The sequence below is a fragment of the Nakamurella flavida genome, assembly GCF_030811475.1.
GTDB classification, from domain to species: Bacteria; Actinomycetota; Actinomycetes; order Mycobacteriales; family Nakamurellaceae; genus Nakamurella; species Nakamurella flavida.
Genome location: NZ_JAUSQV010000001.1, coordinates 3,150,902 through 3,174,434, shown reverse-complemented (window position 1 = coordinate 3,174,434; position 23,533 = coordinate 3,150,902). Strand labels below are relative to the sequence as shown.

Annotated in this window: 24 protein-coding genes; 19 read left to right on the top strand and 5 right to left on the bottom strand. The window is 72.6% G+C overall.

Going from position 1 to position 23,533, the window contains the following annotated elements; translation table 11 throughout:
• Window positions 1-141: 141 nt before the first annotated feature.
• Genes kdpF through J2S58_RS13990 form a run of 6 tightly spaced genes read left to right on the top strand, consistent with a single transcriptional unit; the run spans window position 142 to window position 7,961 of the window.
• Window positions 142-237 carry a K(+)-transporting ATPase subunit F gene (gene kdpF, locus J2S58_RS14015; protein ID WP_205257748.1) on the top strand — a complete coding sequence of 32 codons (96 nt, stop codon included), beginning with the start codon at window positions 142-144 and terminating at the stop codon, window positions 235-237.
• Window positions 237-1,919, top strand: coding sequence for a potassium-transporting ATPase subunit KdpA (gene kdpA / locus J2S58_RS14010; protein WP_205257747.1), 1,683 nt, complete (start codon window positions 237-239; stop codon window positions 1,917-1,919). The genes kdpF and kdpA overlap by 1 nt, the downstream gene beginning before the upstream one ends.
• A complete protein-coding gene (gene kdpB / locus J2S58_RS14005; protein ID WP_205257746.1) occupies window positions 1,916-4,021 on the top strand; it encodes a potassium-transporting ATPase subunit KdpB in 2,106 nt (701 codons plus the stop codon). The genes kdpA and kdpB overlap by 4 nt, the downstream gene beginning before the upstream one ends.
• A 4-nt stretch (window positions 4,022-4,025) precedes the next feature.
• Window positions 4,026-4,670 carry a potassium-transporting ATPase subunit C gene (locus tag J2S58_RS14000; protein WP_205257745.1) on the top strand — a complete coding sequence of 215 codons (645 nt, stop codon included), beginning with the start codon at window positions 4,026-4,028 and terminating at the stop codon, window positions 4,668-4,670.
• Window positions 4,671-4,713: 43 nt separating this feature from the next.
• Window positions 4,714-7,281, top strand: a complete 2,568-nt coding sequence (locus J2S58_RS13995; protein WP_205257744.1) for a sensor histidine kinase — start codon at window positions 4,714-4,716, stop codon at window positions 7,279-7,281.
• Complete coding sequence (locus J2S58_RS13990; RefSeq protein WP_205257743.1) at window positions 7,278-7,961, top strand: response regulator transcription factor; 684 nt, start codon at window positions 7,278-7,280, stop codon at window positions 7,959-7,961. Before J2S58_RS13995 ends, J2S58_RS13990 begins: the two co-directional genes overlap by 4 nt.
• 158 nt (window positions 7,962-8,119) lie before the next feature.
• Here J2S58_RS13990 and J2S58_RS13985 read toward each other — a convergent pair whose 3' ends face one another.
• On the bottom strand, window positions 8,120-8,728 hold the full coding sequence (locus J2S58_RS13985) for a hypothetical protein (protein WP_306828626.1): 609 nt from the start codon (window positions 8,726-8,728) through the stop codon (window positions 8,120-8,122).
• 95 nt (window positions 8,729-8,823) lie between these two features.
• On the opposite strand from J2S58_RS13985, the gene J2S58_RS13980 reads away from it, so the two are divergent.
• Window positions 8,824-9,345: a GNAT family N-acetyltransferase gene (locus J2S58_RS13980; RefSeq protein WP_205257741.1), complete on the top strand. Its 522-nt coding sequence runs from the start codon at window positions 8,824-8,826 to the stop codon at window positions 9,343-9,345.
• On the opposite strand, the gene J2S58_RS13975 is transcribed toward J2S58_RS13980, so the two are convergent.
• Complete coding sequence (locus J2S58_RS13975; protein WP_205257740.1) at window positions 9,327-10,469, bottom strand: hypothetical protein; 1,143 nt, start codon at window positions 10,467-10,469, stop codon at window positions 9,327-9,329. The genes J2S58_RS13980 and J2S58_RS13975 overlap by 19 nt on opposite strands.
• Before the next feature lie 141 nt (window positions 10,470-10,610).
• Between J2S58_RS13975 and J2S58_RS13970 the strand changes: the two genes are divergently transcribed.
• Window positions 10,611-10,736, top strand: a complete 126-nt coding sequence (locus J2S58_RS13970; RefSeq protein ID WP_275889495.1) for a hypothetical protein — start codon at window positions 10,611-10,613, stop codon at window positions 10,734-10,736.
• Between the two features lie 31 nt (window positions 10,737-10,767).
• On the opposite strand, the gene J2S58_RS13965 is transcribed toward J2S58_RS13970, so the two are convergent.
• Window positions 10,768-12,033: an acyltransferase family protein gene (locus tag J2S58_RS13965; RefSeq protein WP_205257739.1), complete on the bottom strand. Its 1,266-nt coding sequence runs from the start codon at window positions 12,031-12,033 to the stop codon at window positions 10,768-10,770.
• A gap of 73 nt (window positions 12,034-12,106) precedes the next feature.
• Between J2S58_RS13965 and J2S58_RS13960 the strand changes: the two genes are divergently transcribed.
• The 4 genes from J2S58_RS13960 (at window position 12,107) to J2S58_RS13945 (ending at window position 16,230) form a co-directional block, all read left to right on the top strand.
• Window positions 12,107-12,850, top strand: a complete 744-nt coding sequence (locus J2S58_RS13960; protein ID WP_205257738.1) for a CPBP family intramembrane glutamic endopeptidase — start codon at window positions 12,107-12,109, stop codon at window positions 12,848-12,850.
• Window positions 12,851-13,308: 458 nt separating this feature from the next.
• On the top strand, window positions 13,309-13,941 hold the full coding sequence (locus J2S58_RS13955; protein ID WP_205257737.1) for a TetR/AcrR family transcriptional regulator: 633 nt from the start codon (window positions 13,309-13,311) through the stop codon (window positions 13,939-13,941).
• Between the two features lie 99 nt (window positions 13,942-14,040).
• The gene (locus J2S58_RS13950; RefSeq protein WP_205257736.1) at window positions 14,041-14,679 is read left to right on the top strand and encodes an MBL fold metallo-hydrolase; all 639 of its coding nucleotides are present in this window, start codon (window positions 14,041-14,043) and stop codon (window positions 14,677-14,679) included.
• A gap of 138 nt (window positions 14,680-14,817) precedes the next feature.
• On the top strand, window positions 14,818-16,230 hold the full coding sequence (locus J2S58_RS13945) for an amino acid permease (protein ID WP_205257735.1): 1,413 nt from the start codon (window positions 14,818-14,820) through the stop codon (window positions 16,228-16,230).
• Window positions 16,231-16,277: 47 nt separating this feature from the next.
• Here J2S58_RS13945 and J2S58_RS13940 read toward each other — a convergent pair whose 3' ends face one another.
• Together J2S58_RS13940 and J2S58_RS13935 are read right to left on the bottom strand one after the other, a co-directional pair.
• On the bottom strand, window positions 16,278-16,607 hold the full coding sequence (locus tag J2S58_RS13940) for a putative quinol monooxygenase (protein ID WP_205257734.1): 330 nt from the start codon (window positions 16,605-16,607) through the stop codon (window positions 16,278-16,280).
• Between the two features lie 97 nt (window positions 16,608-16,704).
• Window positions 16,705-17,352, bottom strand: a complete 648-nt coding sequence (locus tag J2S58_RS13935) for a ribulose-phosphate 3-epimerase (RefSeq protein WP_205257733.1) — start codon at window positions 17,350-17,352, stop codon at window positions 16,705-16,707.
• A 151-nt stretch (window positions 17,353-17,503) separates the two neighbouring features.
• On the opposite strand from J2S58_RS13935, the gene J2S58_RS13930 reads away from it, so the two are divergent.
• The 7 genes from J2S58_RS13930 (at window position 17,504) to J2S58_RS13900 (ending at window position 23,532) form a co-directional block, all read left to right on the top strand.
• Window positions 17,504-18,538, top strand: coding sequence for a Gfo/Idh/MocA family protein (locus J2S58_RS13930; protein WP_205257732.1), 1,035 nt, complete (start codon window positions 17,504-17,506; stop codon window positions 18,536-18,538).
• Window positions 18,532-19,395 (top strand): sugar phosphate isomerase/epimerase family protein, encoded by an 864-nt coding sequence (locus J2S58_RS13925; protein ID WP_205257731.1) that lies wholly within the window; start codon window positions 18,532-18,534, stop codon window positions 19,393-19,395. The genes J2S58_RS13930 and J2S58_RS13925 overlap by 7 nt, the downstream gene beginning before the upstream one ends.
• Window positions 19,392-20,180: an alpha/beta fold hydrolase gene (locus J2S58_RS13920; RefSeq protein WP_205257730.1), complete on the top strand. Its 789-nt coding sequence runs from the start codon at window positions 19,392-19,394 to the stop codon at window positions 20,178-20,180. Before J2S58_RS13925 ends, J2S58_RS13920 begins: the two co-directional genes overlap by 4 nt.
• 5 nt (window positions 20,181-20,185) lie before the next feature.
• Window positions 20,186-20,956, top strand: coding sequence for a DeoR/GlpR family DNA-binding transcription regulator (locus tag J2S58_RS13915; RefSeq protein WP_205257729.1), 771 nt, complete (start codon window positions 20,186-20,188; stop codon window positions 20,954-20,956).
• 57 nt (window positions 20,957-21,013) lie between these two features.
• Window positions 21,014-21,868, top strand: a complete 855-nt coding sequence (locus J2S58_RS13910) for an alpha/beta fold hydrolase (protein ID WP_205257728.1) — start codon at window positions 21,014-21,016, stop codon at window positions 21,866-21,868.
• On the top strand, window positions 21,861-22,433 hold the full coding sequence (locus J2S58_RS13905) for a TetR-like C-terminal domain-containing protein (RefSeq protein WP_205257727.1): 573 nt from the start codon (window positions 21,861-21,863) through the stop codon (window positions 22,431-22,433). The genes J2S58_RS13910 and J2S58_RS13905 overlap by 8 nt, the downstream gene beginning before the upstream one ends.
• 70 nt (window positions 22,434-22,503) lie before the next feature.
• Window positions 22,504-23,532, top strand: coding sequence for a PHP domain-containing protein (locus tag J2S58_RS13900; protein ID WP_205257726.1), 1,029 nt, complete (start codon window positions 22,504-22,506; stop codon window positions 23,530-23,532).
• Window position 23,533 lies beyond the last annotated feature (1 nt).

Genomic DNA, 23,533 nt, shown 5'->3' with positions numbered 1-23,533 from the left:
AGCGGGGTGTCGAGACCCTGTCCAGAGCCCGGGAAGAGCCACCGTGACCGACCTGCTGTTCGTGCTGATCATCCTGATCGGCTACCTCGCCTGCCTGCTGGTGCTGCGCGCACTGGGCGGCCCGACCCGCACGGACGCCCGGTGACCGGGGCCGCGGTCACCGTGCCGCTGCTCGTCGTCTCGGCCGCACTGCTGGTCTACCTGGTCATCGCCCTGCTGCAGCCGGACCGGTTCTGATGAGCCCCGCTCTCGCCGCCGGCCTCCAGATCGCCCTGCTGGTCGCCGTTCTCGCGATCGCCTGGGCCCCGCTGGGTGACCACATGGCACGGACGTTCACCAGCCCGCGGCACCTGCGCATCGAGCGGGGGGTCTACCGGATCACCCGGGTCGACCCGGAGACCGACCAGACCTGGGGCGCCTACGCCGCGAGCGTGCTGGCGTTCTCCGTGGTCGGCATGCTGTTCCTCTACGGGCTGCAGCGGATCCAGGGCGTGCTGCCGCTGTCCAACGGCCTGTCCGGGGTCAGCCCGGCCGTCGCGTTCAACACGGCCGTCTCGTTCGTGACGAACACGAACTGGCAGTCCTACGTCCCCGAGACCACCATGGGGCACCTCACCCAGCTCGTCGGGCTGGCCGTGCAGAACTTCGTCTCCGCCGCGGTCGGGCTGGCCGTCGCGGTCGCGCTGATCCGCGGCCTGGTCCGCGCCGGAGGTGGCCGGCTGGGCAACTTCTGGGTCGATCTGACCCGCGGCTGCCTGCGCATCCTGCTGCCGCTCTCGGTCGTCCTGGCCCTGTTCCTGCTGACCCAGGGCGTGATCATGTCCCTGCACGCCTCGTTCACCGCGACCGGCCTGGACGGCACCGCGCAGCAGATCGCGCTGGCCCCGGTCGCCTCGCAGGAGGCGATCAAGGAGCTCGGCACCAACGGCGGCGGCATCCTCAACGCCAACTCCGCCCACCCGTTCGAGAACCCCACCCCGCTCACCAATCTCGCCCAGATCGCCGCCCTGCTGCTCATCCCCGTCGCCCTCACCCGGACCTTCGGCACCATGGTCGGCGACCAGCGCCAGGGCCGCACCATCCTCGGCGTGATGACCCTCCTCTGGGCCGCGCAGCTCGCCCTGGTCACCTGGTCCGAGAGCAGCCCCCGCGGCACCGCCGCGCTGGCTGCCGGCGCGATGATGGAGGGCAAGGAGACCCGCTTCGGCATCCCGTCCTCGGTGTTGTTCGCGGTGAGCACCACCGGGACGTCCACCGGTGCGGTCAACTCCATGCATGACAGCTTCACCGCGGCCGGCGGCGGCGGGCTCATCCTCAACATGCTGTTCGGCGAGGTCGCCCCCGGCGGTGTCGGCACCGGGCTCTACGGGATGCTCGTGCTCGCGATCCTGGCCGTGTTCATCGGCGGGTTGCTCGTCGGCCGGACCCCGGAGTACCTGGGCAAGAAGATCGGCCGCCGGGAGATCACCACCGCCGCCCTGTCCGTCCTGGTCATGCCCGCCCTCGTCCTCGTCGGGACCGGCCTGGCCGTGTTCCTGCCGTCCACGTCCGGCGCCCTGGGCAACTCCGGGGACACCGGCACCCCGGGCTCGATCCACGGCTTCTCCGAGGTGTTGTACGCCTTCGCATCCGCCGCCAACAACAACGGCAGCGCGTTCGCCGGCATCACCGTCACCAACGACTTCTTCCAGATCGCGCTGGGCCTGGCCATGTTCCTCGGCCGCTTCCTGCCCATCGTGTTCGTCCTGGCCCTGGCCGGGTCGCTGGCCGCCCAGAAGCCGACCCCGGCCGGCGCCGGCACCCTCCCCACCCGCGGCCCGCTGTTCGGCGTGCTGCTGGTCGGCGTGGTCGTCCTCGTCGCCGCCCTCACCTTCTTCCCCGCCCTCTCTCTCGGTCCCATCGCGGAGGCCCTCGCATGACCGGCACCACCACCCTCGACCCGTCCCCGACCGGCACCGCCACCGGAGACGGAGCCGGTGACAAGCGGGCGCCCTCCGGGGTGTTCGACCCGCACCAGCTCGTCGCCTCCCTGCCCACCGCCTTCCGCAAGCTCGACCCGCGCCACCAGGCCCGCAACCCGGTGATGTTCGTGGTGCTGGTCGGCTCCGTGCTCACCACCGTGCTGGCCGTGCTGCAGCCCAGCGTCTTCGCCTGGCTGGTCACCGGCTGGCTGTGGTTCACCGTGCTGTTCGCCAACCTGGCCGAGGCCGTCGCCGAGGGTCGCGGCAAGGCCCAGGCCGCCAGCCTGCGCCAGGCCAAGCAGGACACCGTGGCCGTGCGGCTGCGCGCCGACGGCAGCACCGAGGAGGTGCCCGGGTCATCCCTGGGCCTCGGCGACCGGGTCGTGGTGGTGGCCGGCCAGGTGATCCCCGGCGACGGCGACATCGTCGAGGGCATCGCCACCGTCGACGAGTCCGCCATCACCGGCGAGTCCGCACCGGTGGTGCGGGAATCCGGCGGTGACCGCAGCGCCGTCACCGGCGGCACCACCGTGCTGTCCGACCGGATCGTCGTGCAGATCACCACCCGGCCCGGGGAGTCCTTCGTCGACCGGATGATCGCCCTGGTCGAGGGGGCGTCCCGACAGAAGACCCCGAACGAGATCGCGCTGAACATCCTGCTCGCCGCGCTGACGATCATCTTCCTGCTGGCCGTGGTGGCCGTCGGGCCGATGGCCGCGTACGGCGGCGAACTGCAGGACCCGATCCGGCTCATCGCCCTGCTGGTCTGCCTCATCCCCACCACCATCGGCGCGCTGCTGTCGGCCATCGGCATCGCCGGCATGGACCGCCTGGTGCAGCGCAACGTGCTGGCCATGTCCGGTCGCGCCGTCGAGGCCGCGGGCGACATCGACGTGCTGCTCGTGGACAAGACCGGCACCATCACCTTCGGCAACCGGCGGGCGACCGCCCTGCACCCCGCTGCCGGGTTCACCGATCTCGAGCTGGCGCAGGCGGCACGGTTGTCGTCGCTGGCCGACCAGACCCCCGAGGGCCGCAGCATCGTGGCCCTGGTCGCCGAACGGTTCGACCTGCCCGCGGAGGCGACCGCGGCCGAGGCGGTCGGCACCTTCGTCCCGTTCGCCGCGCAGACGCGGATGAGCGGACTGGATCTCGACGGTCGGCAGATCCGCAAGGGCGCCACCGGGTCGGTGGTCTCGTGGGTGCAGGAGGCCGGTGGTTCATCGGCGGACCTGCCGGAGGTGCGCGAGGTGGCCGACCAGGTCGGTCAGCGGGGCGGAACGCCGCTCGTGGTGGCCGTCCTGGAGAACGGGAGCGCCCGCGTCCTGGGGGTGATCGAACTGTCCGACGTGGTGAAACCGGGCATCGCCGAGCGCTTCGCGGACCTGCGGGCCATGGGCATCCGCACCGTGATGATCACCGGCGACAACCCGCTCACCGCCGCGGCGATCGCCAAGACCGCCGGGGTGGACGACTTCCTCGCCGAGGCCACCCCGGAGGACAAGCTCACCCTGATCCGCAAGGAGCAGGAGGGCGGACGGCTCGTCGCGATGACCGGCGACGGCACCAACGACGCCCCCGCCCTGGCCCAGGCCGACGTGGGCGTGGCCATGAACACCGGGACGTCGGCGGCCAAGGAGGCCGGCAACATGGTCGACCTGGACTCCGACCCGACCAAGCTGATCGACGTGGTGCAGATCGGCAAGCAGCTGCTCATCACCCGCGGCGCGCTCACCACGTTCTCCCTGGCCAACGACCTGGCCAAGTACTTCGCGATCCTGCCGGCGCTGTTCTCCGGCATCTACCCGCAGCTCGACGCGCTGAACGTCATGCGGCTGGCCAGCCCCACCTCGGCCATCGTCTCCGCCGTCGTGTTCAACGCCCTGATCATCGTCGCGCTCATCCCGCTGGCCCTCAAGGGCGTCCGCTACCGGGCGACCACGGCAGCGAAGCTGTTGCAGCGCAACCTCCTCCTCTACGGACTGGGCGGGGTACTGGTGCCGTTCGTCGGCATCTGGCTCATCGACCTGCTCGTCCGGCACATCCCCGGGATCGGCTGACACCATGCGCATCACCTCCGCACTCCGACAGCTCGGCGGCGCCCTCCGCGTGCTGCTGCTGCTCACCGTCGTCCTCGGCGTGCTGTACCCGGCGTTCGTCTGGGGCGCGAGCCGCCTGGGCACCGCCGCCGCCGAGGGTGCCCCGCTGCGCGACTCCAACGGCTGCGTGGTCGGCAGCGAGCTCATCGGCGTGGACCCGCAGGTCCCCGCGGGCACGCCGGACCCGTACTTCCACCTGCGGCTCGACGGCGACCCGACCGCCGACGACACCGCTGTCGGCGCGCTCACCCCCGGCGATCCGTCCGCCGCGGACGCCAACGACATGGGGCCGAACAACGACACCCTGCTGGCCTTCGTGCAGGAACGGCGCCAGGTCATCGCGGACCGGGAGGGCGTCGACCCCGCCGCCGTGCCCGCCGACGCGGTGACCGGTTCCGCATCGAGCATCGACCCACAGATCAGCCCGGCCTACGCCACGCTGCAGGTCGCGCGGGTGGCCCGGGTGACCGGCCTGCCCACCGACCGGGTGCAGGCGCTGGTCGACGAGCACACCCAGGGACGCCAGCTCGGCTTCCTCGGCGAGGAGCGGGTGGACGTGCCCGCACTGAACGTCGCGCTGGGGCTCACCGCCCCGACCTGCACCGGGTGAGCCGGTGACCACCGGAGCCGGCGCGGCGGAGCAGGATGCACCCATGTCTCGCGGTGAAACGGCTCGGGGGGAACCAGCTCGCGGCGAACTGCGCATCTACCTGGGCGCCGCCCCGGGCGTCGGGAAGACCTACGCGATGCTCGGTGAGGCCCACCGCCGGGCCGAGCGCGGGGCGGACGTCGTGGTCGCCGTGGTCGAGACCCACGGCCGGGCCCAGACCGCCGGTCTGCTCGACGGTCTCGAGATGGTGCCGCGGCGGACGGTGGAGCACCGCGGCGTCGCCCTGGCCGAGATGGACCTGGACGCCGTCCTCGCCCGGCGGCCTCAGGTGGCCCTGGTCGACGAACTCGCCCACTCCAACGCCCCCGGTTCGACGAACCCGTTCCGCTGGCAGGACGTGCAGACCCTCCTCGACGCGGGCATCGACGTGCTGTCCACGGTCAACGTGCAACACCTGGAGAGCCTGAACGACGTCGTCGCCCGGATCACCGGCACCGTGCAGCGCGAGACGGTGCCGGACGACGTGGTCCGCCGGGCCGAGCAGGTCGAACTGGTCGACATCACCCCGGAGGCGTTGCGGCGCCGTCTGTCCCACGGCAACGTCTACCGCCCGGAGCAGGTCGACGCGGCGATGACCAACTACTTCCGGGCCGGCAACCTGACCGCACTGCGCGAACTGGCCCTGCTCTGGGTGGCCGACCAGGTGGACACCGCACTGGCCCGCTACCGCGACGAGCACCACATCACCGCGACCTGGGAGGCGCGGGAACGGGTCGTGGTGTCGGTGACGGGTGGGGCGGAGTCCGAGACCCTGATCCGCCGGGCCAGCCGCATCGCCTCCCGGGCGGGCGCGGAACTGCTGGTGGTGCACATCGTCCGCGGGGACGGCCTGGCCGGCGCGCCGCCGACCGCGATGGGGCGCATCCGCCGACTCGCCGACGCCCTCGGGGCGACCACGCACACCATCACCGGGGACGACATCCCCGGAGCCCTGCTCGATTTCGCCCGCGGGGTCAACGCCACCCAGCTGGTGCTCGGCACCTCCCGGCGGTCCCGGTGGGCCCGCATCCTCACCGAGGGGGTCGGCGCCCGGGTGGTGCAGAACTCCGGGCCCATCGACGTCCACCTGGTCACCCACGACCAGGCCGGTTCCGCACGTGCCATCCCCCGGCGTCCCCGCCGCCGCCGGCTGCTGGGCTGGGCCGCGGCCGTGGCCGGCCCGGCCGCGATGACCGGGGTGCTGCTCGGCCTCGGCCAGGTCGCCACCTTCGCCAGCCAGGGCGTCCTGTACTTCCTGGTCGTGCTGGGCGTCGCCCTCCTGGGCGGGATCCCCCAGGCCGTCCTGGCGGCGGCGTTCTCCGGGCTGCTGCTGAACTACTTCTTCACCGATCCGCGCTACACCTTCACCGTCGCCCAGCCCGACAACCTGGTCACCCTGCTGGTGCTGATGGTGGTGGCCGTGGCGGTCGCCGCCCTGGTGGACACGGCGGCCCGGCGCACCCGGGAGGCCGGGGCCGCCTCCCGGGAGGCCGAGCTCCTCACCCTGTTCTCCTCCTCGGTCCTGCGGGGCGCCGACCTGTCCGCCCTGCTCGACCGGGTCCGGGAGACCTACGGGCAGCAGGCGGTCAGCCTGCTGCGGCGAGAGGAGGACGGGCGGCTCACCGTGGCCGCGACGACCGGCCCGACCGGACCCGTCCCGGTCGAGACGGCCGACACCAGCACCGAGCTGCTCGACGGCGCCTACCACCTGACCCTGCGGGGCCCCGAACTCTCCGGGCGGGAACGCCGGGTGCTGCGGTCCGTCGCCCACCAGGCCGTCGGGCTCCTGCAGCAGGCCGAGCTGGCCCGCCGCGCCGACTCCGCCGCCGGCGTCGCCGAGGGCGACCGGCTGCGCCGGGCCCTGCTCTCCGCGGTCAGCCACGACCTGCGCACCCCGCTGGCCGCGGTCAAGGCCAGTGTGTCCAGCCTGCGCAGCACCGACGTCGCCCTCGCACCCGAGGACGCCGACGAGATCCTCGCCGGCATCGAGACCTCCACCGACCAGCTCGCCGCGCTCGTGGACAACCTGCTCGACTCCTCCCGACTGGCGGCCGGGGTACTGACCCCGCAGGCCGTCCCGGTGTCCTGCGAGGAGGTCGTCCAGCGCACCCTGCTGGAGCTGCGCCGCACCGATCGGGAGCGGATCGTCATCGACGGCGGCAACGACGTCACCGGCAGCACCGACGACGAGCTCGTGCCCGCCGTGCTCGCCGACCCCGGACTGCTCGAGCGGGTGGTGGCCAATCTGCTCACCAACGCCCTGCGGTACGCCGGGGACGACGCCGCCATCACCGTCTCGGCGGCCGAGCTCGGCGGCCGGGTCACCCTGCGCATCGCCGACACCGGACACGGCCTGCCCCGTGGCTCCGCCGACCACCTGTTCGAGCCCTTTCAACGACTCGGCGACCGGGACACCTCCACCGGGGTGGGCCTCGGCCTGGCCGTGGCCCGCGGGTTCACCGAGGCGATGGGTGGCACGCTGACCGCCGAGGACACCCCCGGAGGCGGACTGACCATGCTCGTCGACCTGCCCGCGGCGTCCGCGGCGGACTGGCGGGGGGCGGCGCGATGACCCGGGTCCTGGTCGTCGACGACGAGCCGGCCCTGCTGTCCACCCTGCGGATCCACCTGTCCGCCCGGGGTTTCGCGGTGACCACCGTCGCCGACGGCGCGTCCGCCCTGCGCGCGCTGGACGCCGTCGACCCCGAGGTCATCGTGCTGGACCTCGGGCTGCCGGACATCGACGGCACGGCGGTGCTGGCCGAGATCCGCCGCCGGGGGCGGACTCCCGTCATCGTGCTGTCCGCCCGGGCCGACAGCGCCGACAAGGTCGACGCCCTGGACGCCGGCGCGGACGACTACGTCACCAAGCCGTTCGGCATGGACGAGCTGCTGGCCCGGCTGCGCGCCGCCGTCCGCCGGGCCGCCGTCGCCGCACCACCCGGCGGCGACGACCCGGTGGAGACCGCCGACTTCACCGTCGACCTGGCCACCAAGCGGGTGCTGCGCGGCGGGGTGCCCGTCCACCTCACCCCCACGGAATGGTCGATGCTGGAGATCCTGGTGCGCCGTCGCGGCCGCCTGGTCACCCAGACGGACCTGCTGCAGGAGGTGTGGGGCCCCGCCTACGCCACCGAGACCCACTATCTCCGCGTCTATCTCGCCCAGCTCCGCCGCAAGCTCGAACCCGACCCGGGGCATCCGCGCTACCTGATCACCGCTCCCGGGCAGGGGTACCGGTTCGAGGTGTGAGCCGAAGGCACCCGCGTCCCGGGACATCGCCCCTTCGCCACCCGCGCCCGCGGTGTCGGCGCATCCTACGGACGCGCCCCGGATGACCGTTCGCGTCCCGCGCTTCCGGCGCGTTCACGTATCCCGGGCGCGAACACCGGTGGACGCGCCGGCGCGGCTCAGCCGGGCGCGTCCAGCCCCCGCTCCCGGCGGTACCGCGCCACCCCCGCGGCAGCCAGCCGGCCTTGATCGTCGGGCACCTCGAGGTCGACCAGCACCGAGGAGAGCCGCCACCCGCCCAGCGGTTCGGCCCAGAGCACCGAGCGGGCGACGTGCTGCACCGGGGTCAGCCGGTACGGGCGACCGGACCCGTCGTCGTCGCGCGGCCAGCCGCCGGACGGGGTGCTGACCAGTTGCAGACGGCGCACGTGGCCCCAGGTCGCCGACCCGTCCACGGGCCGGGTGATCGGATGCTGGTGGTGGATCAGCGCTCCGTGGATCTCGATCGTCGCGGGGACCGGGACCGGACTGCGCGCCACGACGTGCGCACCGCCGATCCGGGCTCGGACGGCCACCCGGCCGGCCTCGTCGCGGTGCACGGAACAGTCCGACGTCCCGGCGAGCAGCGGCGGTCCGGCCGCGGCCCGGACGACGACCCAGTCCGGATCAGCGCCGAGGGACACTCGGAACGGGGCTCCGAGGAACAGCGGCGGGCCGCAGCACGCGTGCTCGGCCGGACCCACCAGGACGGGGAGGACGACGGAGGATCTCCGTCGACGCCCGGTCACGCGCCGGGGGTGCTCATCTCTGCGGTGCTCGAAGCGATCATCACGCCAGGGTGGGCGCCATCGTCCGGTCGCGCAAGCCGCACATACTCAGGGGCATGTCCGTCACCCGCGTACCCGTCGCCTGCATCGCCGTCCCCTGGGACGATCCCCGCGCCGAGGCCCTCCGCGTCGCGATGACCGCGGAACTGGACATCCGGTACCCGGAGATGGCGGCCCGGCCCGCGGACGATCCGCTGAAGGCGACACTGACGGTCGACGGGGCGGACGTGATCACCACGATCCTGGCCGTGCTGCCGGACGGGACGGCGGTGGGGCACGGGGCGCTGCGCCGGCTGCAGATCCACGGGCGGCCCGAGGTGGAGATCAAGCGGGTGATCGTGCACGCCGAGCACCGCGGGAAACGGGTGGCCGCCGCGGTGATGACGGCGCTGGAGGAGGCAGCCCGGGCGACCGGCGCGCCCCGGGTCGTCCTGCACACCGGGGACCGTCAGCCCGAGGCCGTCGCGCTGTACCGCTCGCTGGGGTACCGGTCCATCCCGCTGTACCCGCCGTACGACCGGACCATGCCGCAGTCGTTCTGCTTCGCCAAGGAGTTGGCTCAGCCCGGCCCCTCCTGATCGGTCGGCTGGTCGAGCGGCGGCTCCTCGGGCGAGAACGCGTCGGGGGGCAGCGCGTCGCCGAAGCGCGGGTCGGTGGGCTGGCCGCCGGGGAACGCCTCCTCCGGCGGGAGCACCCCGGTCGGCAGCTCCCCTGTCGGCAGCTCCCCTGTCGGCAGCTCCTCCGTCGGCAGCTCCTCCGTCGGCGCAGTTCCAGTGGCCGCATCCGTCGACGGCTCCTCGGTGGGGACGGCATCGGTGGGGACGGCGCCGGTCGATGCGCCCGTGGTCCCCGTGCCGGTCGGTTCGACCAGGCTCACCCCGTCGGCGGACAGGAAGTCGATGACGGCGACGCCGGTCGTCCCGCCCCCGAGGTCGACCACCTTCTGGACCCGGCGCAGCTCGCCCGCTGAGGTCACCCAGTACTCCAGCGGCTGGTCGTCGGCGGGGGCGGGGACCGCCGACGGGTCCGCGGGCGAGGCGGTGGTCGGGGACGTCGCCGACTCCGCGGGTGAGGACGCGACCCCGGTCTCGGCGTCGGCGCTCGGCCCGGCGTAGACCGCCACCGGGACCCCGTTCAGCAGCTCGGACCGCAACCACAGGGCGTCGGACTGCTCGAGCAGATCGGCGTTCTCCGGCTGATCGGCACCCAGGTTGGTGATGACGGCGAGCATCGTGTTGAGCGTCGAGGTGGTCGGGTCGAGCGGGGTCAGCGGGGTGGCCTCGTCCGGGATCGGCAGCGGCAGGTCGTCGCGGGTGGCGTCGGCGACCCCGATGGTCGCCGGGGTCCAGCTGACCAGGCCGAGCACCGAGCGGACCTCGTCCTGGATCTGGTCGACCTTGGCGTAGCCGAGGTGCTGGGTGAAGTCGTAGTAGCCGACCACGTCCAGGGCCGGCTGGTCGGTGGCTGCGGGCAACTGCACCCGCACGCCGCGGGTGCCGGTGGTGTAGTTGACGAACCGGATCTGGGCCAGTTGGCCGGCCTGTTCGGCGGTCAGCCGATGCGGGGGTTCGATCGCGACCGCACTGGGCGTGCCGTCGGTGGTGCACCCCGCCACCGCGAGGAGGACGGCGACGACGAGGGCCAGCACCCGGCCCGGCCGACGCACGGGGCGGCCCGGGGCGGACGGCCTGCGGAGTCCCATCCCTCCAGTGTCCCCGCCCCGCTGTGTGACTGGCGGCAGGTCGCAGGTCACCGTCCGTCTCTCCGCCCGCGTGTGACCCAGGACACCCGACCCGGGCGGGCCACGGGGCATCCCCACCCGGGCGACGGGCGTCCGAAGACCATGACCCCGATCACCAGCACACGCACCCTCGACTCCGCCGTCACCGATCCCGCCCCGGCCGTGGTCGCGCACGACCTGTCCTGCGACCCGGGTTGCCCGTTCTGCCTGGGCCCCGAGACCGACTGACCGCGACCCCCCGGCACCCCGCTGACGACGATCAGCCCGTCCGGGTCCTGTCCCCCACCGGCGCACCCGCGGCCCCCGACGGCACAGCCCGCCGCGTCCGCCACCGGCGGCCGAACAGGTAGATGACCGGCAGCGTGCAGAGCAGTGGTCCGACGATCGACACCGGCCGCATCAGCCACCACGACAGCGTCGGCACCGTCATCTCGGTGTCCCGGCCGAAGATGGTCCACTCGATGGCCCGGGACAGCGCCATCCCGGTGGTGTGGAACAGGAAGAGCGGCAGGGCGAAGCGGGTGAACAGGGCCGTGGTCCGGGCGAACAGGCCGCCGTGGCCCAGGGCACGGACGACCCGAGGCCGGATCCACTCGGCCACGCCCAGCTGGAACACCGCGAGGGCCAGGATGCAGACGGTCGGCGGAGCCATGTTGGAGCCCTGGCCGGGCACGCCGACCATCGAGCCCGGGTACAGCCCGGAGAAGACCAGCCCGACCAACGCGAACAGACCGGACAGGGTGAACACCCGGGAGCCCTGGCGGGCCCGGGGCGACTGCGCCGCCCAGTCGACCGTCCCGTCGACGTCGCGGGGTGCGGAGTCCAGGCCCGTCACCCGCCGGTAGAAGTACCCGAGCTGGAAGCAGAAGCCCCAGACGAAGACCATGTTGAGCCACTCGACGTACGGGATGTCGTAGCGGAAGCGCAGCAGGTCGACCACCACCGCGAGGCCGGCCAGGACGACCAGCACCAGTGAGTCGTACCGGCGGTGCAGCCACACGGTGATCGGCATCATCAGCACGAAGAACAGGTACGTCGCGACGAACCACAGCGGTGAGACCACCATGAGGACCGCGCGGCCCATCCAGTCCAGGTCGAAGACCGTCCCGACCACGATGCCCAGCACCACCCAGGTGACGAGCAGGGCTGCGGACGGGACCGCCAGACTGCCGGCCTGGCGCCGGGCGAAGTGCCAGAACCGCTCCCCGCGGGCCGACGACCGTTCCCACGACTTGAGGTGCACGTAGGCGCCGGTGATGAAGAAGACCGGCAGCACCTGCAGCAGCCAGGTGGCGATCCACAGACCCGACGTGAACCCCAGCGGACTGGTCGCGAACGGACCGTCGTCTCCCCAGATCAGGATCGTGAAGCACCAGTGCCACAGGATGACAACGAGCAGCGAGAAGGACCGCAGGAAGTCCGCGTACGGATCGCGACGGGGCCGGGCGGGCGGGGCGGCGTCCCCGACGGCGGCAGGCGACGGGGTGGACCCGGCCGGCACGGCAGCGTCCGTGGACTCGCTCATCGGCCGACCCTCCCACCTTCCCGCCCCACCGGGCGTGCAGCGGATCCCCCGCCGACGGGTTCACCATAGGAGCATGGGAGTTCTCCTCGATGCCCGCCGCGCACCCGCCACCGGCACCGCCGGACGGCGCTGGTGGATGCTCGCGGTCGTCATCGCCGTCCTCGCCCTGAGCAACGTGATGTCCAATCGCGTGCTGCCGACCTGGGCCTACGTGCCCTGGAACGTCAGCGTGGCGGTGCTGCTGCTGGTGCTGGCCCGGGCGGGCGGCGCCGGACTGGGCGCGGTGGGCCTGGGCGTCCGGCACTGGCACCGGCCGGTCGCGGTCGGTCTCGCGCTGGCCGGGCTGACCGCCCTGCTCTTCGCCGTGGCCATGGTGCTGCCGGCGACCCGGGAGGCGTTCATCGACCGCCGGGTCCAGGAGTGGGGGGTCGGCGGGATGCTCTACAACACCCTGGTCCGGATCCCGCTCGGCACCGTGCTGCTCGAGGAGGTCGCGTTCCGCGGCGTGCTCCCCGCCCTGATGGGCGCCTCGCCCGCGGTGCGGTGGCGGTGGGGACCGGTGCTCGGCGCCTCGACCCTGTTCGGCCTGTGGCACATCCTGCCGTCGCTGGGCATGAACACCGGGAACGCCGCGGTGGCCGATGCGCTCGGCGGGAGCCAGCTGGTGACGACGGTGCTGGCCGTGGTCTCGATGATCGCCGCGGGGATCGCGATGTGCGCGTTGGTGCGCCTGGGCAAGGGCATCAAGACGACAATCCTGCTGCACTGGGCGACCAACTCCCTGGGGTTCCTGGTCGCCTGGTTGATCATCCACTGACGTCCGACTCCCCCGAGGGGGCGCATCCGGGACGATTCTCCGGCGTGTCGCACGATCCGTCGCCGTCCGTCCCGGGACGCCGTCACGACGGCGCCTGCCCCGTCCGGGTGAACCTTTGATGTCCCTGATCCTCGTTGCGAAGATTGCCGGTGCGTCCTGACCGAGTCCGGACGGGTGATCGCGCCCTTCGGGTGAGAACCCGACAAATCGCGCCACTCTTGGCTACCGAGGGCATGTGAGCGACCACCTATGGTCACGAGACCCCCAGGTGGGTAGTCTCTGCATCACTCTCCGTCACAGCTGAAGATGGGCGCCGTCCTCCGTCCGGAGCACGACCCACCGTCCGCCGGACGGCCGTGATCGAGCACCCGAGGAGCTGGTATGACGTCGACCGCCCGACACCCGGACCCGTCGTCCGTCATCGAGCCCACCACCGCCCACCACGGTCGGGCCCACGCGTGAGCACCCCCTCCCGCACGACGCAGCCGGCCGCCCGGCGACTGTCGGTCAACGACGTCATCGCGGTCGGCCTGGACCGCCGCCGGGTCGGGAAGCGCCAGCACATCCTGGCCGTGGCGTGCGACCTGCTGCTGCGGGAGGGACCCGGTGCCGTCACGGTGACCACCACCGCGCAGCGCGCCGACGTCTCCCCGCCGACCGTCCGCAAGCACTGGCAGTCCCGCGAGGACCTGGTGGGCGACACCCTGGACTACGCCCGCATCACCGATCCCCGCGGCGCGGGGGCCACCGAGGCCGGGCGGCTCTTCGAGTTCCTGGACCGACTGCGGCGACAGCTGCAGGACACCCCGATCGGCGGGGCGTCACTGGCCGAGCTGGTCGGCCGGGCCCCGCGCAACACCATCAGCGCCGACAACCTGCTGAACTACGCCACCGCACAGCGCCGTGCACTGGACGAGGCCATCTCCCCGCAGCGCCTCGTGGTCGACGACATGGTCGTGGCCCGCATCCTCGGCCCCATCGTGTTCCAGGTGCTGGTGATGCGCGCGGAGGCCTCGAACGCGTTGCTCGGACGCCTGGTCCTCGAGGTCGTCGAACCCGAGGGCAACCGGCGGAGCCGCCGACCGCTCTGACGGCGACCGGCGGGGCAACCGGCCCGGCGGGCAGGGCAGTATCGGGTCGGACGTCGGCCCGATCGGGCCGCCGCCCACCGGTCATCGAGAGGAACAGCCATGCGCATCACCAAGTACGGCCACAGCTGCCTGCAGGTGGAGGTCGACCGGGCCAACCTGCTCATCGACCCGGGCACGTTCTCGGCGGGATTCGAGCAGCTGACCGGACTGACCGCGGTGTTGATCACCCACAAGCATCCCGACCACCTGGACGTCGACCGGGTGCTCCCCCTGCTGGCCGCCAACCCCGACGCGGTGGTGCTCGCCGAGGCCGACAGCGCGGCCGTGCTCACGGAGGCGGGCGCCCGGGTGCGCACGCTGACCGAGGGCGACAGCCTCGACCCCGACGAGATCGGGACGAGCCTGACGGTGGTCGGGCGCGAGCACGCGGTGATCCACCGCGACATGCCCGTCATCGGCAACGCCGGGTACCTGGTCGGCGGCCGGCTCTTCCACCCGGGCGACTCCCTGGTCGTGCCGGACCAGCCCGTGGAGATCCTCGCGCTGCCCGTCTCCGCGCCGTGGATGGCCGTGAAGGAGGCCATCGACTACCTCCGCGCCGTCGACCCCCAGGTCGCCGTGCCGATCCACGAGAAGGTGCTGGCGGCCACCGGCATGGTCTACGGCCTGCTGCAGCAGTTCGCCCCGGCCGACACCCGCTGGCTCGACCTCGACGACGGGCAGCCCGCGGAACTCTGACCGTTCCGCCCCGGACGCACGATTCGTCCCGGCGGGCGGCACCACGATGATCGGCACCGACATGCGTCGGTGCCGAGCCGGGTGTCTACTCCGTCCGGGACCGGGGACGCTCCCGCACCCCGTCGGGAGGAGAACGCGATGGTCCAGGTGGATCCGGCGAAGGACGTGGCGGCGGGATCGCTCGGTACCAGTCTGAAACCCCGTCACGTCACGATGATCTCGATCGCCGGGGTGATCGGGGCCGGGCTGTTCGTCGGCTCGGCCACCGCGATCAACATGGCCGGGCCGGCCGTGATCCTGTCGTACCTGTTCGCCGGCACGCTGGTGATCCTGGTGATGCGGATGCTCGGCGAGATGGCCACGGCCAACCCGGACACCGGCTCGTTCTCCACCTATGCCGAACGCGCGCTCGGGCGCTGGGCCGGGTTCTCCGTGGGCTGGCTCTACTGGTGGTTCTGGGTGCTGGTCATCCCGGTGGAGGCCACTGCCGGCGCCCTCATCCTGAACCACTGGATCGGTGGCCCCCAGTGGCTGTGGGCATTGGTCATCGTGGTCGCGCTCACCGCGTCGAACCTCATCAGCGTGGGCAACTACGGCGAGTTCGAGTTCTGGTTCGCACTCGTCAAGGTCGTGGCCATCGTGGCGTTCATCGCGCTCGGACTGGCGGCCATCCTGGGCCTGCTGCCCAGCAGCGACACCAGCGGCATCGCCCATCTGTGGGACACCGACGGGTTCATGCCGCTGGGCTTCGGTGCCGTCATCGCGGCCATGCTCACCACGATGTTCTCGTTCATGGGCACCGAGATCGTGACCATCGCCGCGGCCGAGTCGGCCGACCCGGAGAAGGGCATCACCCGGGCGACCAACTCGGTGATCTGGCGGATCGGCCTGTTCTACCTGGGTTCGATCTTCATCGTCGTCTGCCTGGTGCCGTGGAACACGCTGGACCCGGCCGTGGGCTCGTACCAGTCGGCGCTGAACGTGATGGGCATCCCGCAGGCGGACGAGATCATGAACGTGGTCGTGCTGACGGCGGTCGCCTCGTGCCTGAACTCCGGCCTCTACACCGCATCCCGGATGGTGTTCTCGCTCTCGCAGCGGGGTGACGCGCCCCAGGCACTGAGCCGGGTGACCGGCAACGGGGTGCCGCGCAACGCCGTGCTCATCTCGATGGTGCTCGGCTTCCTCGGGGTGATCGGCAACTACGTCCTGCCGGAGACCCTCTTCGGCTACCTGCTCGCCACCACCGGCGCGGTCGCCCTCTTCGTCTACCTCACCATCGCGGTCACCCAGCTAATCAGCCGCCGGGGGATGGACCGTCGCGGTGAGGGGGCGCCGGTGCGGATGTGGCTGTTCCCGTGGCTGACCTATCTGGCCATCGGGTTCATCGTGTTCGTGCTGATCATGATGGTGGTGTTCCCGGAACAACGGACCGCGGTCGGACTCTCGGCCCTGTCGGCCGCGGTGGTGATCACCTGCGGGGTGATCGTGCAGCGCCGGCACGGGGCCAGCAATCCGGCCGGCAGCCGGACCCCGCCGATCGGACACTGACCGCCCGGTCGGGGGTGGCCGCGGCGCACCCCCGACCCGGTCCGGGGTCAGCCGCGGTCGGGAACCTCGAGCTCCCCCATCCGGCCCCAGTCCTCACCGGGCACGGTGAAGTTGATGATGCGCGGGGTCTCGGCCAGCGCTTCGGGCATGTCCTTCATGGCCTGCTGGAAGTGCGCCGAGTTCACGTGGGCACCCGCCGCGTCGTCCTGGAACGCCTCGAGCAGGACGAACTCGTTCGGGTCGTCGATGCTGCGCGACCAGTCGAACCACAGGTTGCCCGGCTCGGCGCGGGTGGAGGTGGTGAAGTCGGCGACCCGATCGAGCCACCCGTCGACGTGCTCGGGCAACACCTTGAAGCGCACCGTGATGACGATCATCGTCTGCTCCTTCGTCTGCGGGCCGGGCCGGCGGTGGCCGCGGCGCGTTCCGGTCTCCGATCATGACATCCGCCCACGACGACCGCCGTCGGGACGCCTACCGGACGGCGGTGGGCCCGGGCAGATCGTGCAGCCGACCGATCGCCGCCACCGGGTCGGCGTCGGCGAACACCAGGGACCCGGGGATCACCCCGTCCGCCCCGGCCGCGGCGAGCCCGGCCACGGTGTGGGCGCGGATGCCGCCGTCCACGAACACCGGCCGGGTGACCGATCGGCGGAGCTCCCGGATGCGCTCGGGCGTGGCCGCGTCCAGTCCGACACCCTTGATCCCGATGGCGGTGCCCATCAGCAGATAACGGTCGACGAGACCGGCGAGAGCGACCGCGCCGACCACGGGCTCGTCCACCTCGACCCCCAGCGACGCCCGGGCCCCCTGTTCACGGATGGCGTCGAGGGTGGCGTGCACATCCGGGCACGGCCGGGTCTGCACGGTGACCATGTCGGCGCCGACGTCGATGAACCGCCGGGCCCAGCGGTCGGGGTCGGTGACGTTGAGATGCACGTCCAACAGCAGATCGGTCCGGCGACGCAGCGCGGCGACCAGGTCCGGGCCGAACAGCAGCTCGTCGACGTTGTGCCCGTCGAAGACGTCGACGTGGAATCCGTCCGCGACGGGGCCGACGAGATCGACGGCCCGGCCGAGGTCGAGCAGGTCGGCCGACCAGAGCGAGACGTAGGCCTGCACGGGGATCCTCCGGGGGTCGGGGTGCGCCGGCCGGACAGCCGGATCGCTTGACAGCTGACTTTGCTTCTGTTTCGGTTGTGTTCTTCTTCTTTCGGTTCTCCCGCATCAGATCAGCGCGGGGACCGCCCTGTCAACGCCCCCGGAGGCTGCCGTGACCGCACCTGTCCGTCTCGCCGTGATCGGGTGTGGCCGCATCGCCCAGATCGCCCACTTCCCCGCCCTGGAGAAGGCGGACGGCATCGAACTGGTCGCCGTCTGCGACCCCGCGGAGGACATCGCGCGGGCGGTGGCGACGCGATACGCGGTGCCCGCGGCGTACAGCGATCCGCGGCAGGTGTTCGACGACCCGACGATCGAGGCCGTCCTGGTCGCCGCCCCGGACCGCTTCCACCACACCCTCGCGGCCGACGCGCTGACCGCCGGCAAGCACGTCCTGGTGGAGAAGCCGCTCTGCTCCACCGTCGAACAGGCCCGCGAGTTGGTGGACCTCGTCGACCGGACCGGGCTCGTGCTGCAGGTCGGTGCGATGAAGCGGCACGACGCGGGCATGCAGTTCGCCCGCCGGTTCGTCACCGAGGAACTGGGGCAGGTGCGGACGTTCACCGCCTGGTACCGGATCGGTGATCTACGCGCCGGCATCGAGGCCACCCTGTTCCCCCGGGTGTACGCGGACGCCGGGGTGCGGCAGGTCGAGGCCGGCTTCAAGGCCGATAGGAGCCGCTATCTGCTGGCCACCCACGGAGCCCACATCTTCGACACGGTCCGGTATCTCGCGGGTGAGGTGACGTCCGTCGTCGCCCGCCACCGGGACGACGGGACCGATCAGGCCTGGCAGATCATCCTCATCACCGACACCGGGGCGATCGGCACCGTCTCGCTGACCGTCGACGTCCCGGGGCAGCCCAGCGAGGGGATCGAGGTGTTCGGGTCGGACGGCACCGTGCGCGTCGACACCCACTTCCCGTTCTACCGGCGGGCCTCCACCGTGCACGCCTACTCCGCCGGTCGGACGGTGGTGCCGGAACTGGTCGACGGCGACGCCTACGAGCGGCAGGCCGAGGCGTTCGCCGCCACCGTGCGCTCCGGCGGGCGTCCGGTGCCCGACGTGCGCGACGGTCTCGCCGCGGTCGACCTGATCGACGCCGTGGCGCAGGCGGCGGAGACCGGCCGGGAGATCCGGTGCTGAGCGTCACGCCCGGGGGCGGGTGGGCCGACCGGCTGGGCATCTTCGCCCGCACCTTCCGGCGCGCGACCCCCGACCAGGTGGCCCGGGCGGTGGCCGACGCGGGATACCCCCTGGCGCACTGGAACTTCGCGGCGATCGGCCGGCCCACCCTGGCCGACGGCGTCACTCCCGACGAGGTGACCGGGGTGCGCGCCGCGTTCGACGCGGCCGGGGTGGGGATCCCCAGCGTCTCCGGGACGTTCAACGTCATCCACCCGGACGCCGAGCTGCGGGCGGCGCAGGTGCGGTCGGCGGTACGGCTCATCGGGCTCGTCCCCGCCCTCGGCGCCGACGTGCTCACCCTGTGCACGGGCACCCGGGACGCCGACGACATGTGGCGCGCCCATCCGGGCAACTCCGGTCCCGACGCCTGGGACGATCTCCGCCGCACCCTGGACCCCCTGCTGGAGGCCGCCCGCGACGCGGGGATCCGGTTGGGCGTGGAACCCGAGCCGGGCAACGTGATCACCGACGCGGCTCGCGCGGCCCGACTGCTGGCCGAGCTGGGGCCGGACGCTCCCCTCGGCATCGTGCTGGATCCGGCCAACCTGATCACGCCGGGGACGATCGCCCAGCAGGACGAGATCCTCCGTGAAGCCATGGATCTGCTCGGTGACCGACTGATCGGCGCCCAGGCCAAGGACGTGGTGGCCCAGGGGTACTCCGCCGCCGGGGCCGGGATGCTGGACTACCCGGCGGTGCTCCGGCAGCTGGCCCGGGGGCCCGCGGTGCCCCTGATCGTGCAGGACGCGAGCGAGCAGGATGCCGCCCGCGTCCGCCGGGACCTGCTGCGCTGGCACGACGAGGCCGGACGGTGACAGGCGGCGCGTTCGGCGGTGTGTCGTTCCGGGTGGTCGGGGACGGCCCCCCGGTGGTCGTGCTGCACGGGTTGGGCGGGGATCACCGGCAGGCCCTGGATCTCCTCCCGCCGGATCTGCGGGCCACCCGCATCGCTCCCGACCTCCCGGGGCACGGCGACACCGACCTCGACGACCGCCCGGTCGGGTTCGCGCCGTTCGCCGACCTGACCGCCGCCCTGCTGGGCGATCTCGCGATCTCCGGGCCGGTGCCCGTCGTGGGGGTGTCGATGGGCGCGGGTGTCGCGGTAGCCCTGGCCACCGCCCGGCCCGACCTGGTCGACCGGCTGATCCTCGTCCGGCCGGCGTGGCTCGACCGGCCGCCGACCCATCTGGCGGTCTTCCGTGTGGTGGCCGATCTCCTCGGCACCCTCGGCCCCGGGGCCGGCGCCGAGGCGTTCACCCGGACCGAGGAATTCGCGGCGGTGCGGGCTGTCTCGCCGACGATGGCCGCGTCCCTGCTGGGTCAGTTCGACCGCCCGCACGCCGTGGCACGCCGCCGGGTGCTGGCCACCCTGCCCGTGGACGCCCCGGCGACCGCGGCGGCCCATGCTCAGCTCGGTGTCCCCACCACGGTCGTCGCCGCGCCCGGCGATCCCGTGCACCCCGAGGCGCTCGCCCGCACCCTGGCCGGGTGGATCCCCGGCGCGGAACTGGTGCTGGTGCCGGCCAAGGGACCGGATCCCGCTGGTCAGCTCGACCATCTCGCGGCCGTGCGGGTCGCCGTGGCCCGCGGCCTACGCTGACCGCCATGCCGCGACCCGACGCCTTCGCCGAGGAGCGTCGCCGGCGGATCGCGCAGACCGTGGCCGCCGACGGCCGGGTGCGCCTGGCGGACCTGGTGCGCGAGTACGGCGTCACCGAACCGACGATCCGCCGGGACCTCAGCGTGCTGGAGGAGCGGGACCTGCTGCGCCGCACCCACGGTGGCGCGATCGCCGTCGGGACGGATCATGCCGAGCCCAGTGTGACCGACCGGAGCCGGCGGAACCGGATCGCCAAGGACGCCATCGCCGTGGCCTGTGCCGCCGAGATCGGCGCCGGTGACGCGGTCTTCCTGGACACCGGCACCACGGTGCAGGCGGTGGCCGCGCGATTGACCCAGCCCGGCCTGAACGTGCTGACCAACTCGGTGGGGGTGGCCCGCGTGCTGGCCGACCGTGCCGACGTGCGGCACACCCTGCTCGGCGGACAGCTGCGCACCCTCGGCGACTCGGTGACCGGCCCGATCGCCCTGGAGAACCTGGCCCGGTTCACCGTCGGGGTGGCCGTCCTCGGGGCCACCGGGGTGACCGGGGCGGGCATCTCCGTCGCCGACCTCGGCGAGGCGCAGATCAAACAGGCCGTGCTCGACCGGGCCCGCAAGGTCGTGCTCGCCGTGGACAGCAGCAAGTTCGGCATCACCGACTTCGTCGGGGTCTGCGGTCTCGACCGCATCGACGTGCTGGTCACCGAAGTGGCGAACGAGCAGGTCCGGGACTGGTGCGCGGAGCACGGGGTCGAGGTCCGGCAGACCCCTTGACCGCTTTGGCTACGTGCTCTAGCTTTTAGCTACAGCCAATAGCCAATGGAGGACGTCGTGATCGATCACCTGGAGACCCCCGAGGGCACCATCGTCTACGAGGTCAGCGGAGCCGGGCCGCTCGTGGTCCTGGCCCACGGCATGGGCGACAGCCGTCACTCCTACCGCTTCGTCGTCCCCGAGCTCGTCGCGGCGGGGTACCGGGTCGCCAACGTCGACATCCGCGGATGCGGGGACTCGACCGCGGAATGGCCGAGCTACCAGCGCGCCGACATCGCCCGCGACCTCGTCGCCGTCGTGCGGAAGCTGGGCGGTCCGGCCGTCGTCGTCGGTCAGTCCATCAGCGGCGGGGCCGCCACCATCGCCGCCGCGACCGCCCCCGATGTCGTCGTCGGCATCGTGGAGCTCGCGCCGTTCACCCGCGCACAGTCGGTCGACCTGGTCGGGCTGATCCGGAACAGCCGCCACCGCGCGGGGACCGTCCAGCTCGCCAAGGTGATGATGACCGGCAGCCTGCCGGGCTGGCTCACCTACCTGGACGCGGCGATCCCGACGAAACCCGCCGATTGGGCCGCCGAACGCGGGCGGATCGAGACCGCGTTGCGCAGGCCGGAGCGCATGGCCGCCCTGCGGGCGATGACCAGGACCTCGCCGAAGGACGCCGGCGCCCGCCTGGCCGACGTGCACTGCCCCGTCCTGATCGTGGAAGGCAGCGCCGACCCGGACTGGGCCGACCCCCGGGCCGAAGCGGTCAAGATCCTCGGGGACCTCCCGGACGGAGTGGGCGAGATCGCCGTCATCGACGGCGCGGGCCACTACCCGCACACCGAGACCCCCGCCCAGGTCGTCGCCCTGCTGCTGCCCTTCCTGCGCCGGACGCTGACGGACACCGCCCCGGTCGACCATGCCTAGGGCGGGCCTGGACCCCGCGATCGTCACCGCCGCTGCGGCCGCACTGGCCGACGAGGTCGGCCTCGCGCACCTGAACATGAGCCTGGTCGCCGAACGGCTCGGTGTGCGCGGGCCGTCGCTGTACAAGCACGTCGACGGGTTGACCGACCTCATCCACCGCATCGCCATCCTCGCCGCGACCGAGCTGGGGGACGAGCTCCGGGAGGCCATGCAGGGCCGGGCCGGCGGCGAGGCGCTCACCGCCGCGGCCGAGACCATCCGCGCCTACGTCAAGCGGCGCCCGGGCCGGTACGCCGCGACGGTGGGCATCCGTCCGACGGGCCCGGACGATCCGCTCACCGGCGCCCTGGAACGCACCCTCGCCTCGTTGGCCGCCGTCCTGCACGGATACCGGCTGGACCCGCGCGACCGCATCCACGCCCTGCGGATGCTGCGCAGCATCCTGCACGGGTTCGCGACCCTGGAGGCATCGGACGGCTTCCAGATGTCCACCGATGTCGACGAGAGCTTCAGCTGGATGGTCGACTTCGTCGACCGGGGCCTGCGCACCTCGACGGCGCCGTGACCACCCCGCTCCCCCCTCCCTGATCCGCCCGGGCGGCGACGTGCCCGCGGTGCCGTCCTACGCTGCCCTGATGGACCCGGTCACCGCGCTCCGCCGCATCGCCTTCCTGCTGGAGCGGTCACGGCAGCCCACGTACCGGGTGAAGGCGTTCCGGACCGCAGCGGCGATCCTGGGTGACCTCACCGTCGAGGATCTCGATGCCCGGGTACACGCGCGCACCCTGACCGAGCTCGCCGGCATCGGGCCGAAGACGGCGGCTGTCGCCTACGAGGCCGCCGCCGGTGACACACCCGCCTACCTGGTCGGTCTGCAGGACGAGATGGGCGAACTGACCGAGGCGGGGCACGAGATCCGGGGCGCGCTCCGCGGCGACCTGCACACCCACAGCGACTGGTCGGACGGCGGCAGTCCCATCCAGGAGATGGCCGTCACCGGGCTCGAACTGGGGCACGAGTACCAGGCGATGACCGACCACTCCCCCCGGCTGACCGTGGCCAACGGACTCACCCCGGCCCGGCTGCGCAAGCAGCTGGGCGTCGTCGGGGCGGTCAATGCCGCGCTGGACCAGGAGAACAGCGGCTTCCGGCTGCTCACCGGGATCGAGGTCGACATCAACGAGGACGGCACCCTGGACCAGGAGCCCGAGCTGCTGGCCGAGCTCGACATCGTCGTCGCCTCGGTGCATTCCAAACTGCGGGCCGACTCCCGCACCATGACCACCCGGATGCTCCGCGCCATCGACGACCCGCACATCGACATCCTCGGGCACTGCACCGGGCGGTTGGTGACCGGTGGGCGCGGCACCCGCCCGGAGAGCGACTTCGACTCGGCCGCCGTGTTCGCCGCCTGCGCCGAGCGGGGGGTCGCGGTCGAGATCAACAGCAGGCCCGAGCGTTTCGACCCGCCGCGCCGACTGCTCCGCGAGGCGGTGGACGCCGGATGCCTGTTCAGCATCGACACCGACGCCCACGCCCCCGGCCAGCTCGACTGGCAGGTCTACGGCTGCGAGCGGGCCGAGGAGTGCGGAGTGCCTGTCGATCGCATCGTCAACACCTGGCCCGTCGAGCAACTGCTGGAATGGGCCGGACGGGACCGCTGAC